The sequence below is a fragment of the Pseudomonas sp. 2822-17 genome (assembly GCF_002742485.1).
Lineage (GTDB): Bacteria > Pseudomonadota > Gammaproteobacteria > Pseudomonadales > Pseudomonadaceae > Aquipseudomonas > Aquipseudomonas cyclaminis.
Genome location: NZ_LJRZ01000295.1, coordinates 19,313 through 36,076, shown reverse-complemented (window position 1 = coordinate 36,076; position 16,764 = coordinate 19,313). Strand labels below are relative to the sequence as shown.

Genomic DNA, 16,764 nt, shown 5'->3' with positions numbered 1-16,764 from the left:
TTTACGCTTCCCCCAAATAGGCTTTGATCACTTCAGGATTGTCGCGGATCTGCTCCGGCGTCCCGTCGGCCAGCGGCGTGCCCTGGTTGATCACCACGATGTGGTCGGAAATGCTCATGACCAGTTTCATGTCGTGTTCGATCAACAGCACCGTGGCGTTGTTTTCCTCACGCAGCACGCCGATCAGCGCCTTGAGGTCTTCGGTTTCCCTGGGGTTCAGGCCGGCCGCTGGTTCGTCGAGCATGAGGATTCGCGGGCGGGTCATCATGCAGCGGGCGATTTCCAGGCGACGTTGCTGGCCATAGGCCAGGGTGCCGGCAGGGCGGTTGGCGAACTCGGTCAAGTTGACCTTGTCCAGCCAGTACTCCGCATACTCCATGGCCTCGCGCTCGCTTTTGCGGAACGCCGGGGTCTTGAACAGGCCTGCAAAGAAGTTGGTGTTCAGGTGACGGTGTTGGGCGATCAACAGGTTCTCGACCGCCGTCATGTCCTTGAACAACCGCACGTTCTGGAAGGTACGCACCACGCCCTTGCGGGCGATCTCGTGGCCGGCCAAACCCTGGATCGGCTGACCGTCCAGCAGGATGCTGCCACCGCTCGGCTTGTAGAAGCCGGTGAGGCAGTTGAACACTGTGGTCTTGCCGGCGCCGTTGGGGCCGATCAATGCCACTACCTGTTTCTCCTTGACGGTCAGGGCCACGCCGTTGACCGCCAGCAAACCGCCAAAGCGCATGCTCAGATTTTCGACTTTCAGGATCTCGCGGCTCATTTGCGCAGCTCCATGTGTGGACGTTGCATGGGCAGCAGGCCTTGAGGGCGCCAGATCATCATCAGCACCATCATGGCGCCGAACATCAACATGCGGTATTCGCTGAACTCACGCATCATTTCCGGCAGCAGGATCATCACGATTGCCGCCAGGATCACGCCCAGTTGCGAGCCCATGCCACCCAGTACCACGATGGCGAGGATGATCGCCGACTCGATAAAGGTGAACGACTCCGGGGTGACCAGGCCTTGGCGCGCAGCAAAGAAGCTCCCGGCGAAACCGGCGAACGCGGCACCGAGGGTGAAGGCGGAGAGCTTGATGATGGTCGGGTTCAGGCCCAGGGCGCGGCAGGCGATCTCATCTTCGCGCAGCGCTTCCCATGCACGGCCAATCGGCATGCGCAGCAAGCGGTTGATCACGAACAGTGCTGCCAGCGCCAGCAACAGCGCAACCAGGTACAGGAACACCACTTTGCTCACCGGGTTGTAGGCAATCCCGAAGTACTCGTGGAAAGTCTGCATGCCCTCGGCGGCGGTGCGGTCGAACGACAGCCCGAAGAACGTTGGCTTGGGGATGCTGCTGATGCCGTTGGGGCCGCCGGTGATGTCCGTGAGGTTACGCAGGAACAGGCGGATGATTTCCCCGAAGCCCAACGTCACGATGGCCAGGTAGTCACCGCGCAGGCGCAGCACCGGGAAGCCCAGCAGGAAGCCGAACGTGGCCGCCGCCATGCCGGCCAGCGGCAGGCAGATCCAGAAACTCCAGCCCAGGTAGTGCGAGAGCAGCGCGTAGGTGTAGGCACCCACGGCGTAGAAGCCCACATAGCCCAGATCGAGCAGGCCGGCGAGGCCCACCACGATGTTCAGGCCCAGGCCCAGCAGCACGTAGATCAGGATCAGGGTAGCGATATCCACCGCCCCGCGCGAGCCGAAGAACGGCCAGATCAACGCGGCCACGATCAGGCCGATGATGATGTAGCGCTGGGTGCGCGGCAGGGTCAGGAATTGGCTGACCTTGGGCGATACCAACGGGCCGCGGTTGCGCTTGAGCAAGGCACCGACCTGATCGCTGAACAGCACGCGCAGGAACATCAGCACCGAGCACAGGGCAATGATGGTCAGGGTCACGGGACCGGTGCCATGCACTTCCAGGTTGATGCCGACAATGCTCAGCTTGAGGCCGAGTACCGGAAAGGCCACGGCCCATACCAGCAAGGCGCTGAAAAACGCCGATTTAAGATATCTGCTCATACTTTCTCAACCTCCGGACGGCCCAGGATGCCGGTCGGACGGAACAACAGCACCAGAACCAACAGGCCGAACGCGACGACGTCCTTGTATTGGTCGCCGAAGATATCGGCACCAAACGCCTCGGCCACACCCAGCACCAGCCCGCCGAGCATCGCGCCCGGGATACTGCCGATGCCGCCCAATACCGCCGCGGTAAAGGCCTTGAGCCCTACCAGGAAACCGGCGTTGGGGTTGATCACGCCGTACTGCATGCTCAGCAGCACCGCCGCAACAGCGGCCAGCGCGGCACCGATCACGAAGGTCAGGGCGATGATGTTGTTGGTGTTGATGCCAAGCAGGTTGGCCATCTTGATGTCTTCGGCGCAGGCCCGGCACGCGCGCCCCAGACGGGAGCGGGAGATGAACAGGGTCAAGCCCAGCATCGCCACCAGGGTGACGACGAAAACCAGGACCTGCATGTACGAAATCAGCACTTCTTGTGCGCCACCCGGGCCGAAGGAGAAGCTCCCCGGGATCAGGTTGGGAATGGACTTGTCCTTGGAGTCCTGGGACAGCAGTACGGTGTTCTGCAGGAAAATCGACATGCCGATGGCGGAAATCAGCGGGATCAGGCGGTTGCTGCCACGCAAGGGACGGTAGGCAACACGCTCGATACTGTAGCCATAGGCACTGGTCACGATGATCGACGCGAGGAACGCAGCGGTCATCAACAGCGGCAGGGAGTGGATACCCATCATGGCCAGCCCGGCAAGGGCGATGAAGGCCACGTAGGAACCAATCATGTACACCTCGCCATGGGCGAAGTTGATCATTCCAATGATGCCGTAAACCATTGTGTAGCCAATGGCTATCAAGGCATAGGTGCTGCCAACGGTCATACCGTTAACCAGCGTTTGGAAAAAATGATAGATCTCAGGCATTACAGCGCTCCTAAAAACCCGATACGCATTTCACTGGTGGAGTCATGTTCCGGCCCTGTGCTGTGTTCTGTGAGCACATTTGCACAAAGCGTTTGCCAGCGAACCGCTGGTGACGGTTTTAAGATTTTCAGGTGAGCCAGCGCCCGGATCGCGGGTGACAGGCCCATAAACCTCGTAAAACAAAGCCCACTGCTCTCACAGTGGGCTTGTTGGACCAGTAACGCCTGGCTTACTGAGGGGAAACTTCGGTTTTAGGTTTGCCGAAGTGCCATTCGTAGACCACGAACTTGAAGTCCTTCAGGTCGCCCTTGGCGTCGAAGCTCAGCTCGCCGGTAGGGGTCTTGAAGGTGCCTGCGTGGATGGCAGCAGCCACTTTGGCGGTGTCATCGCTCTTCGCGGCGGCGATACCACCAGCGATCACTTCAACAGCCGAGTAGGCCGGGAACACGAACGGACCGGTTGGGTCCTGCTTGTTCTTGGTGAACTCTTCAACAATGGCCTTGTTGGCCGGATCGGTGTCGAAAGACTTCGGCAGGGTCACCAGCAGACCTTCGGAAGCGTTCTGGGCGATTTGCGAGATGGAGTCGTTGCCGACGCCTTCAGGGCCCATGAACTTGGCGTTCACGCCTTTTTCCTTGGCTTGGCGCAGGATCAGGCCCAGCTCAGGGTGGTAGCCACCGTAGTAGACGAAGTCGACGTTGGCTTGCTTGAGCTTCTGGATCAGCGAGCCGAAGTCCTTGTCGCCAGCGTTGATACCTTCGAAGAGGGCAACTTTCACGCCTTTCTTCTCGAGAGTCTGTTTAACGGCGGTGGCGATGCCTTCACCGTATTGCTGCTTGTCGTGGATGACTGCAACGACTTTTGGCTTCACGTGGTCGGCAATGTAGTTGCCGGCCGCCGGGCCTTGGGCGCTGTCCAGGCCGATGGTGCGGAACACCAGCTTATAGCCACGGGAAGTGATTTCCGGGCTGGTGGCTGCCGGGGTGATCATGATCACGCCTTCGTCTTCATAGATGTCGGACGCTGGCTGAGTGGAGCTGGAGCAGAGGTGACCGACCACGAACTTGACGCCGTCGTTGACCACTTTGTTGGCCACGGCCACGGCTTGTTTAGGATCGCAAGCGTCGTCGTATTCCTTGGCTTCAAGCATTTTGCCGTCGACGCCGCCTTTGGCGTTGATGTCGGCGATTGCCTGCTTGGCACCCATGAATTGCATGTCGCCGTATTGCGTTACAGGACCCGTCTTCGGACCGGCGATGCCGATCTTGATGGTGTCAGCTGCGAACGAATGGCCGGCAACCCCAGCCAGGACCATAGCGGCAAACAGTTTGGAAATCTGCTTAGTAGCCTTATTCATAGTGCTCCACTCTTACTGTTGTATTTTTTATAGTTCTAGCGGCCTTGTGAGCTGCAGAACCGGATCAGATATCTCGGATATCCCCCCGGCAGTGCCCTGGCAACTGTACCGGTACAGTGTAGAGCGCCGATTCATCGCTTGAAAAGCTGGCTGCTGGGGGCAAAAGCCGGGTGTGTCGCTTTAATGAAAGAAAAAGACAGAATTGCGGCGGGTGATGCCAGAGTTTCGGGCAATCCTTGGCTTTCCTGACACTTTCTATCGATGACTCATTTGCAACTGGGTTTTTCTAGCTTGGCCGCGACGTTATGATTGCGCCGATTTTTTCCCAAGGTGAATTCCCATGACGCAAGAACCTAGCACCCTCTATGCCAAGCTGCTCGGTGAAACGGCCGAAATTTCCTGGAAGGAGCTTGAGCCGTTCTTTGCCAAGGGTGCCCTATTGTGGGTCGACGCCGATCTGGATTTGATCGAAGCCGCCGAGGGAATGGCCGAGGACAACCGTGACAAAGTCACTGCCTGGCTGGCCTCGGGCAGCCTGGGCGAAGTGTCTGCAACGCGGGCATTGGACCTTGTGGCGCGTGACCCTGGCTTGTGGGCGGTGGTGGTTTCGCCGTGGATACTGATCCAGGAAAGGGCGCCGCAATAGCTGTTGGCACCAAAACGGTGCGCGTAATCCCGCTGCAAAAGTGTGTAGCCGAGTAACCGCAATCGACGTGATGGCATGTTGCCGTGAAGAAAGGTCACAGCTCAGGGTGACGTGCGCGTCATGGGAACAGTTTTCCCGTGGGCGAACGGCTGGGAGAATTGTTTCTCGGTGTTAATAGATGGAAGTCGGAGGTCAGAACATTCCGTAGGAAGCGGTGAATTCCGGTAAAGTTCGCCGCTTGTTACCCGGAGCTAGTTATGCCGTCAGCGCTGCCCCCTTTAGCCAAGCCCTCGCACCAACTGCTTTACCTTATCTACGGTAATCAGGACGTTTATCGGCGCGAAGCCAAATTCAGCATCCTCACCGCCTTGTCCCAGCTGAAAGCGGGCGAGTCGTTGTGCATTCGGGTCATGACCGATCGCCCCCAGGACTACCTCGGCTGGCCGGTTGAAACCATCACCCTGGATGAACAGACCCTGACCCAATGGCAGGGTGAGAACGGCTATACCCACCGCCGCAAGGCCTGCGCGATTGCCCACGGGCTGACGCTGGCGGACAAAACCCTGTTTGTCGACACCGACACCCTGTTCCTCAAATCCCCCCATCGTGTGTTCGAGCTGATCGAGCCGGGCCAGTACGTGATGGATGGCTTCGAGTACGACTGGAGTTACGTCTGTCAGCGTGCGGACTACCTCAAGCTGGGCGAACACCTACAGGCCCACGGCATCTGTGCCGATAACAGCTTCAAGCTCTACAACAGTGGCCTGTGCGGTGTGCGCGCCAGTGATGCGCCGCTGCTCGAAGCGTCTATCCGCCTGATCGACGAGTGGACCCAGCACGCGTTCGATATCCACACCATCGAGCAAATCGCGATTTCCTTTGCGATGCGCGATCAGAAGGTGCGCGAGGCGCGCAAGTTCGTGCATCACTACTTTGCCGACAAGCGCTTCTTCCATGCCATGCAGGCGCACTTCTTCACGCTGCACGGTGAGGTATTCGGCCCCGAGTTGGTAGCGCGTTGCCTGGATGTGCCGCAGGTCAAACCCGTGCCGTCGCCCTGGCAGCGGCTGCGTATCAAATGGAAGCTGCGCAATCAGCGCAAACACGTCAAAAAGGTCGGCCGCGATTTGCTCTACGGCAGTTCGGCACCTGAGCATCCGTACTACGACGTGTGCCGACATGGCTGGTGGGAATCGGCATCGCGGGAGATTCGCGGCTGGAATGAGGCCGAGCAGAAGCGCTTTTTCGGCGCGAAAGACGCCGGCTGGCCGAAGCATTTCCCCCGGCCTGCCAAGCGCGCTGACGAAAAGACCATCATCGCGTTCCTGCGCCAACGCATGACGCACTGAGCTGGCGACGGCGCCACGCGGCGCCGTCGCACAGTGCTAGGCGGTTTTGCCGGTGTGGTTGTTCAACGAAATTACCTTGGTCTTGCCGATGCGGTGACGGTAGATCTCGCGCAGGTACTTGATCGCTTTCTTCACGCAGTCCCGTGACAGACGAATGTCATTGATCGACACGAACTTGTCTTTGTCGTTGATCAACTCGCGGTACTTTTTTTCATACATCGGCTTGATCGCGTACCAGTTGGTGTCGAGGATCTTCGCCGGGTTTTCAAACTCGTTGAGCAACTCGTCGATCCGGTCTTCGTCGAAGTCCTCGTGGATGATGAAGTCCAGGATCGAGTTGTCCAGGGTGTCGTCGAAGCGGTACGGGTTGCGTGCGAAGCAGCGTTTGATAAAGGCCACGATCAACGTCAGGAAGTCATCCGACAGGCACGGGCTCTTGGCGATCAAGGTGGTCAGCGACAGGTTGGCCGAGGCGCCGATCACCAGGGCATAGCGCTTGAGGGTGGTGTTGGGGAACAGGCTGTTGAGGTGGGTCTTGAGCCGGTTCAGGTCCATATAGGACAGCTTGTAGTCCTTGGGCAGCGAGACGATGGACACCACCGACGAGCAGTTCTTGAAGAAGTGCAGGTCGTGCAGCGCCGCCGCGTCATAGCCGGAGTTCTTGTACTGCTCCAGGGACGCCTTGTAGCGCTTGGACTCGATCGGCAACAGGCTGATGCCTTCGATGGCCTGGGTGACTTTGTTGAAGTGCGGCAGGTCGATGGAGCGGAAGAACAGGTCGTCGATGTTCAGGCGTTGCGGCTCTTTTTCGAAGACTTTGAACTTGTCATTCGACGGCGCCGGGGTTTCCGGGACCACGGACTCGGCGTAGGCAATCGCCACCGGGCCGGCCAGGCTCATGAACAGGTCGTTGGCGTCCAGGCGGATGGTTTCGCCGATATCGATGCCGGCGCGACGGAAGTAGTTCTGGTCGTAGTCGGTGGTCACGGCCTGGGCGGTGAGGATGTTGAAGATCTGTTGGGAGATGTACTGGTTGGCGTGTTTTTCCATGGTATTGACGTCAATGTTCTGGATGTTGCCGTCATCGCTTTCTTCGGCGTAACGCATGATGTCGTTGGAGATCAGCATCATCGCGTTCCACGGACGGATACGCCCCTTCACACTGGCTTCGCTGCTGTCCTCGTTGTCGAAGTTGTACGAGAAGTCCCACTCTTCCGACAGGTATTTGCACAGCAGCCGTCCGGCATTGATGTGCAACGCTTCGGACATTTCGCTGCGGTGATCGGAAATATTCGGCAGTACGCAAATGCCGCTGGTGAAGATCGGTTCGAAGACGAAAGCGTGGCCGCTCTTGCTGTCGTGCTCGTCGGCGGGCTTGGTGTCGAACGTCTTGTTCATGTACGAGTGCTGCTGGGCCAGGCCGAATTCCGAGGCCATGCCCGAGCCGGTGCCGCCACCGGCGCTGAAGATCGAAAAATACAGGCGCGACTGGTTGGCCTTGATACCGCAGGAGTCGATCAGGTACGAGTGGATCATCTTCCAGTCAGGGCTGGAAAAACGCTGGGTGTCTTTATTGAGGATGATCTTGGCCAGGTACTGGCCGAGGATCGGCGCATTACCGGCGCCGCCGGCATGGACTTCCGACAGGTCCATGATTTTCATCTTGCTGTAGTCGCGCAGGAAGCCGCTTTTTTCGCTCTTGCGCGAGAAGCGGATACGCCCGGCAATGTCCTTGTCCAGGTCGCCGAGCATCACCAATGGTTCCACCAGAAACACCGGCTTGCTGGCTTTGCCGCCGCCCAGGCGCAGGTTGTTGCGGATCCACTGGGTGGGGCTGTAACCCTTGTCCTGATGGCTCTTTTTAAATTGAAGCTTATCTTCGTTGCTGAACTCGTTCAGGTAGAACTTGCGCGCGTTGTACACCAACTCCGCCACGTCCAGCGCAATGTTCGAACCGCAGCGCCCCAGGCCGATCAGGCACACCGACGGGAATTCCTGCTCGCTGCGCTGCTCGCCGTCCATTTCCAACTGAGGCGGGCGCGGGAACACCATGTCGCGCAGGCCGTCGAGGTTATCGAGGATGCGGTCGGTATTGGTCTCGGTGAAGTACAGGTATTGCTGGGTGGACAGCGGGCGGGCGCTGCTCGATGACTTTGAACCTGAGGATTTTTCCGCAGGAGCTGTGGGCAACACGTCGGATACCACGGTGGCAGAGTTATTTTTAGAAGTCATGGTGCGCCATGTGCCTGGGCGGATGGCTGAAAAGAATAAAACGGCCATCACGGAGTGGGAGTTCGCGACTTTGCAGTGCGTCCTTGTCCGGGATAATCGGGTTTGACCCTGTGTTCTCAGGGCAAACCTGGCCGGACTCTGATGAATCGGCCGTTTGTCGGGAATCTTGAGATAAATGATGGCGAAATGCCAAAGATTCGGCGTCAGCGAATTGGCCTGACGATGGAAGGGGGGCCTGAGCGCGCCGGGGACGCTTCTTTCGGCGGGCTGGTGTCCTTTGCCGCCGTGCCGCTCAACGGATTGAGCGGGTTGCGCATATCGATACCCTGCATCACGCCGATGATGTCGCTGGCGGGCACCGCCGGGCTCAGTAGGTAGCCCTGGACGTAATCACAGCCGTGCTTGAGCAGCAAGTCGAACTGGGCCTGGGTTTCCACGCCTTCGGTCACCACGTGCAGGTGCAGGGTATGGGCCATGCCGATGATCGCCTGGACGATTTCGATATCGGTCGCCGACTTGGGAATGTCCTGGATAAACGAACGATCGATCTTCAAGGTGTTGAGCGGCAGGCGCTTGAGGTAGGCGAGGGAGGAGTAGCCGGTGCCGAAGTCGTCGATGGACAGCGACACACCCAGCGCCCGGATTTGCCGCAACAGCGCCAGGGTGCTGCTGATGTTGCCCATCAGCGCATTTTCAGTCACTTCCAGTTCCAGGCGGTCGGCGCCGATTCCGCTGAAGCGCAGGGCGTCCTCGATTTCGTCCGCCAGTTCATCGCGGGCCAGGTTCAGGGCCGAGCAATTCACCGTCATGGTCAGGTCGGTATAGCCTCGGTCGCAGAGCAGGCTCAAGTCGTGGCAGGCCTGGCGCAGTACCCAGTGGTCGAGGTCGGCGATCAGCCCGTTGCTTTCGGCAATGCCGATAAAACGGTCCGGGGCCAGCAGCCCATGTTGCGGATGTTGCCAGCGCACCAAGGCTTCCAGGCGCGTGACCTTGCCCAGTTTCATGTCAAAGATCGGTTGGTAGAACAGCACCAGTTGGTTCTGGGCGCGCAGGGCGCTGCGCAGTTCTTCTTCCAATTGCAGTTCGAGGAAGGCCCTGGTTTTCAGGTTGGAGCTGAAGAAGTTCAGACTGTTACGTCCCGTTTCTTTGGACTGGTACAGCGCCAGGTCGGCGGTCTTCAGCAGCTCTTCGCAGGTCGCGCCGTCATCGGGAAACAGGCTGATGCCGATGCTGGTGGTCATTACCATGCGCCGGCCGGCCAGTTCGATGGGCTCTTTCATTTTCTGCATGATGCGCTGGGCCAGGTGCCGCGCTTCGTCGCGGTGGTGGACGCTGATCAGGATGCAGAACTCATCGCCGCCAAACCGGGCGACCACGTCTGCGTGGCTGCGCACCGAGCCTTTGATATGGCTGGCGAGTACGGTGAGCAATTGATCGCCGGCGTCATGGCCGAGGCTGTCGTTGATGCGCTTGAAGTGGTCGATGTCCAGGAAAATAACCGCCATCATGCCGTTTGACGCGGTCTTTTCGGCGATTTTTTCCGCAAAGATCTGATTGAAACCCCGGCGATTGAGCAGGCTGGTCAGGGCGTCGTAATGGGCCACCTGTTGCAGGGAGGCACGCGCCTGGTCCAGTTCGCTGAGCAGCGCGTTGACCCGTCGCAGGTCGCGCTCCTTGTGTTGCAGCTTCTTGTCCGCCAGGGCCGCGCTGATGCTGCTGCCGATGACCAGCAAGGTGATCACGGCGACCGACAGACCCAGTTGGATGGGGTTGTTGTCCTGCGTCAACGAAAGGTCGGCGCCCGTGGGCACAATCAGTCGCATCGCCGCCATGCCGGTAAAATGCATGCTCAGAATGCCCGCGCCCAGCACCAGGCTGGCGGCGTATTTGAGCAGTTGATGAAAGACCCCGGCGCCGGTGCGCAGGTAGCTGGACAGCAACAACGCCGCCAGGCTGGCGCCCATGGCGATGCCCAGGGACGCAAAGAACAGCCCCGACTCGAAGTACATCTGAGCCTGGGAGTGCATAGCCGACATGCCGACGTAGTGCATCAAGGTGATGCCAAACCCCATCCACACCGACGCCAGCAGGTACTGGTGCAAGCGCACATTGGTATGACTGAGGGTTTTCATGGCGAACAATGAGGCGATCAGGGCGATCAGCAGCGACGCGAACGTGGTGATCAGTTCGTAGTGAATGGCAATGGGCGCCTGGAAGGCCAGCATGCTGATGAAGTGGGTGGACCAGATGCCACCCGCCAGGCATCCGGCACCCAGCCAGCGCCAGTGGCGGCGCGCGGTGGGGTCTTCGACATGGCCAACGCGTTCGGCCATGTCCAGCGTGCCGAACCCCGCCGCACAGGCGACCAGGTAGGCCAGTAGCACCAGGAAAGGGTTATGACTGCAATTGAGTAATAAGTGCCCGTTCTCTGGAAGGTCGGTAAAGAAGTGCAGACCCAGCCATTCCATAGCATGTCCTGTCATAGCGTCACGTCACAGCCTACGGCAGTGACCTATGAGGTCGAGTATAGAAGCCTCGAAGGATTTGCCAGGGATAATGGCACTTTGCTCTCAATGATTTTGGCATGCCGCTCATAGCGATTAATGCTAAGCGCTGATGGGCAGCTCCAACTCGAATGGCGCTTGCAACGGCGGCAGGCCAAATGCGGCGCGGGCTGCATCGCAATCTAGGCTCTGCTCGCCCTGGCTCCACGACGCATCGAATTCTCGGCAGGTGCTTGAGCGTTGCTCATAAATTGAGCAGCTGGTGCCTTTGCCGACTTCGCCTTCAAGGCTGCAGCAGCGCGCGGGCTTCTGGTCGGTGCCGATCATCGCGACGCGCGTCGGATTGATCTGGACCACCAGGTCATCGGGCACTGTGCCGCCCGACGAGGCGCACTCACCCCAGAAGAAAGACACTCGGAAGTATGAACAGCAGGCACCGCAACTCAGACACGGACTGGCTTCGGACATGGGCGTCGTCAATAAGAAAAGTAAGAAGGGGGGCTACGGGAAGGCTCGCCATTCTATCCGTGCCATGGCCGTTGGGAAGAGGGGCGCGCACTTATATTTTTGTAGGCGAAGTCCCGTAGCGCCGGGTGAAATCATGCCCTATCAGCTTTACGAATCATTACAGACAACCTGGGCTCGCCTGACTATGTTGCAGGTACCGAGCAGGATGCATCGGGCATCGCAGCTCTCATAACAATAAAAGAGACGGACCCATGCAGAACTCGACCCAAGCGGCGAATGCCTGGCGCATTCTGTTCCTGCTGTTTCTGGCCAACCTGTTCAACTTCTTCGATCGCACCATTCCGGCGATCATCATCGAGCCGATCCGCATGGAATGGCACCTGAGCGACTTCCAGCTCGGCATCATCGGCACGGCCTTTACCATCGTCTACGCCATTGCCGGCCTGCCGCTCGGTCGCCTGGCCGATACCGGCTCGCGTAGCAAACTGATGGGGTGGGGCCTGTTTGCATGGAGCGGGCTGACGGCGGTCAACGGTCTGGTCGGCAGTTTCTGGACGTTTTTGCTGGTGCGTATGGGCATCGGTATTGGTGAAGCCAGCTATGCGCCGGCCGCCAACTCGCTGATTGGCGACCTGTTCCCGGCGCATCGTCGCGCCCGGGCGATGGGGATTTTCATGCTGGGCCTGCCGCTGGGCCTGTTGCTGGCGTTTTTTACCATTGGTTGGATGGTCAAGGCTTTCGACAGCTGGCGCGCCCCGTTTTTTATCGCCGCCGTGCCGGGGATGATCCTCGCGGTGTTCATGTTCTATATCAAGGAACCCAAGCGCGGCGCTGCCGAAACCGTACAAGTCTCCCAGGAGCGCGTCGACCGCCCGATCCGCCGCGTGCTGGCCGTACCGACTTTTCTGTGGCTGGTGCTGGCCGGGCTGTGCTTTAACTTTGCCACCTACGCGTGCAACTCGTTTCTGGTGCCGATGCTGCAACGGTACTTCCTTATGCCGTTACAGGATGCGGCCGTTGCCACCGGGGTGATTGTCGGTTTGACCGGCTTGGTGGGGCTGACCCTGGGCGGCTGGATCGCCGACAAGATTCACCAACGGGTTGCCAATGGGCGGCTGCTGTTTGCCGCGTGCAGCCTGATCATCTCCACCGTCACGACCGCCTGGGCCTTGCATGCCGGGCGCATCGAGATTGGTGTGTTTGTGGCGCTGTTCAGTGTGGGTTGGTTGTTTGCCTATAACTTCTACACCTGCGTGTACACGGCGATCCAGGACGTGGTCGAGCCGCGCCTGCGAGCCACGGCGATGGCGTTGTTCTTTGCCGGGTTGTACTTGCTGGGCGGGGGCATGGGGCCGATTGTGGTGGGCGGATTGTCCGATCACTTTGCTCATTCGGCGATGTATGCCGATGGGGCTGCGCAGATGACCGAGGCTTATAAAGCCGTGGGTCTGCATGACGCCATGTACCTGATTCCGGTGGCGCTGTTCTTGACGATGCTGTTCTTGTTCCAGGCCTCGCGCAGTTTTGTGCGCGATGCCAAGCGCATGAAGGCCGGACTGGTGGCTGACGAGGTGCCGTCGGCTGCGGTGACGGCTTGAGATGGAGGTGATGCCATCGGGGGCAAGCCCCCTCCCACAGTTGACCGTGTTGCTCTGTCGATCATCGATCAATGTGGGAGGGGGCTTGCCCCCGATGAGCATAGGTATCGACACAACTTCCAGTGCATGCTGAATCTATGGCAAATGGGCTGTTGTGGTGAGCGGGCTTGTCCCGCGCTGGGCTGCGAAGCAGCCCCAATAACAAACACCGCGTAGCATCAGCAAGAACCCGATCACCTGGTTTTAGGGCGGCTTCGCCACCCAGCGCGGGGCAAGCCCGCTCACCACAGTGTTATGTGTAAGCCTTTGAGAGTTGTGTAGATACCCATGGCGATCGGGGGCAAGCCCTAATGCCAGTCAGTTAAGGACGAACACCGTACCTGTGGCGAGGGAGCTTGCTCCCGCTGGGCCGCGAAGCGGCCCCAAAAATGGGACTGCTGCGCAGTCCAACGGGAGCAAGCTCCCTCGCCACAGGTTACTTTTTGCCCTTTTATCTCTTAACTGACCGGCATTAGGGCAAGCCCCCTCCCACATTGATCGGTGATAGACAAGACCGCTCGGTCAACTGTGGGAGGGGGCTTGCCCCCGATGAGGCCCCCAAAGCCAATAAAAAAGGCCCGCATTGCGCGGGCCTTCTTGTTCAGCGGGGCAGGGCGGTAATCAACCCGCTACCAATACCCGAATCGCCTCCAGTCGCAGCGCCGCCTTGTCGAGCATGGCCAGGCCTTGCTCGCGTTGGTTGCGCAGGGCGACCAGCTCGCTGTCACGTACGGTCGGGTTGACCGCTTGCAACGCAGTCAGGCGCGCCAGCTCTTCGTCGGTGTCCGCTGCCAGGCGACGCTTGGCCTCGGCCACGCGCTCGGCATGTTGCGGGGTGATCTTCTCTTCACCCGCGTTGATCCGTGGCGTCAACTGGTCGCGCTGGGCCTGGATGAACTTGTTGGCGCTGGCCCGCGGCACGCTTTCCAGCTGGTCGTTGAGGGTCACGAATGACACACGCCCTGACAGGTCATTACCGTTCGCATCCAGCAGGCAGCGCAGTGCCGCCGGCGGCAGGTAGCGACCCAGTTGCAGCGCACGCGGTGCAACTACTTCGCTGACGTAGAGCAGTTCCAGCAACACGGTGCCCGGCTTGAGCGCCTTGTTCTTGATCAGCGCCACGGCGGTGTTGCCCATAGAACCGGACAGCACCAGGTCCATGCCGCCCTGCACCATCGGGTGCTCCCAGGTGATGAACTGCATGTCTTCGCGTGACAGTGCCTGGTTACGGTCGTAGGTGATGGTCACACCTTCGTCGTCGCCCAGGGGGAAGCTGGCGTCGAGCATTTTTTCGCTGGGCTTGAGGATCAGCGCGTTTTCCGAATGGTCTTCGCTGTCGATGCCAAAGGCGTCAAACAGGGTTTCCATGTAGATCGGCAGGGTGAACTGGTCGTCTTGCTCAAGAATGTCTTCAACCAGTGCATCGCCTTCGCCGGCGCCGCCGGAGTTGAGTTCCAGCAGGCGGTCGCGACCGGTGTGCAGCTCTTGCTCCAGGCGCTCGCGTTCGGCACGGGCCTCGTCGATCAGGGCTTGCCACTCGCCGTCGTCGGCGTTTTCCAGCAGCGGCAGCAGGCGTGGGCCAAACTGATGCTGCAAGGCGTTGCCGGTCGGGCAGGTGTTGAGGAATGCGTTCAGCGCTTCGTGGTACCACTGGAAGAGACGCTCTTGCGGGCTGGTTTCCAGGTACGGTACGTGCAGTTCGATCACATGTTTCTGGCCGATCCGGTCCAGACGGCCGATGCGTTGTTCCAGCAGGTCGGGATGGGACGGCAGGTCGAACAGCACCAGGTGGTGGGAGAACTGGAAGTTGCGGCCTTCGGAGCCGATTTCCGAGCAGATCAGCACCTGGGCGCCGAACTCTTCATCGGCAAAGTAGGCGGCGGCGCGATCACGTTCGAGGATGTTCATGCCCTCGTGGAACACCGTGGCCGGGATGCCGGAGCGCACCCGCAGGGCGTCTTCCAGGTCCATGGCGGTTTCAGCGTGGGCGCAGATCACCAGGACTTTGGTGCGCTTGAGCATTTTCAGCTGGTCGATCAGCCACTCGACGCGCGGGTCGAAGCGCCACCAGCGGTTTTCTTCGTCAATGTCCGGCTGCGACTGGAAGCTGACTTCCGGGTACAGCTCGGCGTGTTCGCCCAGCGGCAACTCCAGGTATTCATCCGGGTTCGGCATCGGGTAGGCGTGCAGCTTGCGCTCCGGGAAACCCTGCACGGCGGCACGGGTGTTACGGAACAGCACGCGGCCGGTGCCGTGGCGGTCGAGCAGCTCACGCACCAGACGCGCACTGGCTTCGGCGTCGCCATCGTTGACGGCGGTGAGCAGCGCTTCGCCTTCGTTACCGAGGAAACCCTGGATGGTCTTGTGGGCGGTCGGCGACAGGCGGCCCTTATCGAGCAGTTCCTGCACGGCTTCGGCCACCGGACGATAGTTTTCGCTCTCGGCGCGGAAGGCCTGCAGATCGTGGAAGCGGTTCGGGTCCAACAGGCGCAGGCGCGCGAAGTGGCTGTCCTGGCCCAGTTGCTCCGGGGTGGCGGTGAGCAGCAGCACGCCTGGTATCACTTCGGCGAGTTGCTCGACGAGAGAGTATTGCGGGCTGGCTTTTTCTTCATGCCAGACCAGGTGGTGGGCTTCGTCGACTACCAGCAAGTCCCAGCCAGCGGCGAACAGCGCGTCCTGGGCCTTCTCGTCGTCCACCAGCCATTCCAGGGCCACGAGGGCCAACTGGTTGTCTTCGAACGGGTTGGCGGCATCGCTTTCGATGAAGCGTTCTTCGTCGAACAGCGCGACCTGCAGGTTGAAGCGGCGGCGCATTTCCACCAGCCACTGGTGTTGCAGGTTTTCCGGGACCAGGATCAACACGCGGTTGGCGCGGCCCGAGAGCAACTGGCGATGGATCACCAGGCCGGCTTCGATGGTCTTGCCCAGGCCGACTTCGTCAGCCAGCAATACCCGCGGCGCGATACGGTCAGCGACTTCACGGGCGATGTGCAGTTGGTGAGCAATAGGTTGCGCACGTACGCCACCCAGGCCCCATAGCGTGGACTGCAACTGACGGCTGGTGTGTTCCAGGGTGTGATAGCGCAGCGAGAACCAGGCCAGCGGGTCGATCTGGCCGGCGAACAGACGGTCGCTGGCCAGGCGGAACTGGATAAAGTTGGAGAGTTGGGTTTCCGGCAGGGTGACCTGCTCGTTCTGCCCATTGAGGCCGTGGTAGACCAGCAGACCGTCGACGTCGTCGACTTCCTGTACGGTCATTTTCCAGCCTTCGAAATGGGTGATGGAGTCACCCGGCGAGAACCTCACACGGGTGAGGGGCGCATTCCGTAGCGCATACTGGCGAGTGTCGCCAGTGGCCGGATAGAGCACGGTCAACAAGCGGCCGTCCTGTGCCAGAACGGTGCCTAACCCCAGCTCTGCTTCGCTGTCACTAATCCAGCGTTGCCCCGGTTGATACTGCTGCGCCATGCTGCCTGACTCCCGCCGTGAAAAAGCCGACTATCTTAACGGAACAAGGCCCGCAGCCAAAGGACTCTGACAAAAACTACTCCGTTTGAGTGCAGGGCGGAGTGCTGAATCGACGGGTGGCGGGCACTTGCGAGTGTCGACTGGGTCACAGGTTGGCGAGTCCG

11 protein-coding genes are annotated in these 16,764 nt (G+C 59.9%); 3 read left to right on the top strand and 8 right to left on the bottom strand.

Going from position 1 to position 16,764, the window contains the following annotated elements:
• Position 1: 1 nt before the first annotated feature.
• The 4 genes from livG to AOA60_RS04130 form a co-directional block, all read right to left on the bottom strand.
• Entirely contained in the window at positions 2-769 is a 768-nt protein-coding gene (gene livG / locus AOA60_RS04145; protein WP_099583310.1) for a high-affinity branched-chain amino acid ABC transporter ATP-binding protein LivG, read from the bottom strand.
• On the bottom strand, positions 766-2,019 hold the full coding sequence (locus AOA60_RS04140; protein WP_099583309.1) for a high-affinity branched-chain amino acid ABC transporter permease LivM: 1,254 nt from the start codon (positions 2,017-2,019) through the stop codon (positions 766-768). Before AOA60_RS04140 ends, livG begins: the two co-directional genes overlap by 4 nt.
• Positions 2,016-2,939: a high-affinity branched-chain amino acid ABC transporter permease LivH gene (gene livH / locus AOA60_RS04135; RefSeq protein ID WP_025855194.1), complete on the bottom strand. Its 924-nt coding sequence runs from the start codon at positions 2,937-2,939 to the stop codon at positions 2,016-2,018. The genes AOA60_RS04140 and livH overlap by 4 nt, the downstream gene beginning before the upstream one ends.
• Positions 2,940-3,168: 229 nt before the next feature.
• Positions 3,169-4,296: a branched-chain amino acid ABC transporter substrate-binding protein gene (locus AOA60_RS04130; RefSeq protein ID WP_099583308.1), complete on the bottom strand. Its 1,128-nt coding sequence runs from the start codon at positions 4,294-4,296 to the stop codon at positions 3,169-3,171.
• A 340-nt stretch (positions 4,297-4,636) separates the two neighbouring features.
• Here AOA60_RS04130 and AOA60_RS04125 point away from each other — a divergent pair, with 340 nt between their 5' ends.
• Positions 4,637-4,942 carry a DUF2288 domain-containing protein gene (locus AOA60_RS04125; RefSeq protein ID WP_099583307.1) on the top strand — a complete coding sequence of 102 codons (306 nt, stop codon included), beginning with the start codon at positions 4,637-4,639 and terminating at the stop codon, positions 4,940-4,942.
• Between the two features lie 257 nt (positions 4,943-5,199).
• Positions 5,200-6,291 (top strand): hypothetical protein, encoded by a 1,092-nt coding sequence (locus AOA60_RS04120; RefSeq protein ID WP_099583306.1) that lies wholly within the window; start codon positions 5,200-5,202, stop codon positions 6,289-6,291.
• Between the two features lie 36 nt (positions 6,292-6,327).
• On the opposite strand, the gene AOA60_RS04115 is transcribed toward AOA60_RS04120, so the two are convergent.
• From AOA60_RS04115 to AOA60_RS04105, 3 genes are all read right to left on the bottom strand, one after another.
• Entirely contained in the window at positions 6,328-8,523 is a 2,196-nt protein-coding gene (locus tag AOA60_RS04115) for a hypothetical protein (RefSeq protein ID WP_099583539.1), read from the bottom strand.
• Between the two features lie 203 nt (positions 8,524-8,726).
• Positions 8,727-10,991, bottom strand: a complete 2,265-nt coding sequence (locus tag AOA60_RS04110; protein WP_099583305.1) for a bifunctional diguanylate cyclase/phosphodiesterase — start codon at positions 10,989-10,991, stop codon at positions 8,727-8,729.
• A 138-nt stretch (positions 10,992-11,129) separates the two neighbouring features.
• Entirely contained in the window at positions 11,130-11,495 is a 366-nt protein-coding gene (locus AOA60_RS04105; RefSeq protein WP_099583304.1) for a YkgJ family cysteine cluster protein, read from the bottom strand.
• A gap of 251 nt (positions 11,496-11,746) precedes the next feature.
• On the opposite strand from AOA60_RS04105, the gene AOA60_RS04095 reads away from it, so the two are divergent.
• Positions 11,747-13,093 carry an MFS transporter gene (locus AOA60_RS04095; protein WP_099583302.1) on the top strand — a complete coding sequence of 449 codons (1,347 nt, stop codon included), beginning with the start codon at positions 11,747-11,749 and terminating at the stop codon, positions 13,091-13,093.
• Positions 13,094-13,753: 660 nt separating this feature from the next.
• Here AOA60_RS04095 and rapA read toward each other — a convergent pair.
• Positions 13,754-16,600 (bottom strand): RNA polymerase-associated protein RapA, encoded by a 2,847-nt coding sequence (gene rapA, locus AOA60_RS04090; protein ID WP_099583301.1) that lies wholly within the window; start codon positions 16,598-16,600, stop codon positions 13,754-13,756.
• Between the last annotated feature and the right edge of the window lie 164 nt (positions 16,601-16,764).

Bases quoted from the DNA above. Each gene is read 5' to 3' on its own strand.
- livG (WP_099583310.1), bottom strand. From the start codon at position 769: ATGAGCCGCGAGATCCTGAAAGTCGAAAATCTGAGCATGCGCTTTGGC.
- AOA60_RS04120 (WP_099583306.1), top strand. From the start codon at position 5,200: ATGCCGTCAGCGCTGCCCCCTTTAGCCAAGCCCTCGCACCAACTGCTT.
- livH (WP_025855194.1), bottom strand. From the start codon at position 2,939: ATGCCTGAGATCTATCATTTTTTCCAAACGCTGGTTAACGGTATGACC.
- AOA60_RS04140 (WP_099583309.1), bottom strand. From the start codon at position 2,019: ATGAGCAGATATCTTAAATCGGCGTTTTTCAGCGCCTTGCTGGTATGG.
- AOA60_RS04110 (WP_099583305.1), bottom strand. From the start codon at position 10,991: ATGGAATGGCTGGGTCTGCACTTCTTTACCGACCTTCCAGAGAACGGG.
- AOA60_RS04115 (WP_099583539.1), bottom strand. From the start codon at position 8,523: ATGACTTCTAAAAATAACTCTGCCACCGTGGTATCCGACGTGTTGCCC.
- AOA60_RS04125 (WP_099583307.1), top strand. From the start codon at position 4,637: ATGACGCAAGAACCTAGCACCCTCTATGCCAAGCTGCTCGGTGAAACG.
- AOA60_RS04105 (WP_099583304.1), bottom strand. From the start codon at position 11,495: ATGTCCGAAGCCAGTCCGTGTCTGAGTTGCGGTGCCTGCTGTTCATAC.
- AOA60_RS04130 (WP_099583308.1), bottom strand. From the start codon at position 4,296: ATGAATAAGGCTACTAAGCAGATTTCCAAACTGTTTGCCGCTATGGTC.
- AOA60_RS04095 (WP_099583302.1), top strand. From the start codon at position 11,747: ATGCAGAACTCGACCCAAGCGGCGAATGCCTGGCGCATTCTGTTCCTG.
- rapA (WP_099583301.1), bottom strand. From the start codon at position 16,600: ATGGCGCAGCAGTATCAACCGGGGCAACGCTGGATTAGTGACAGCGAA.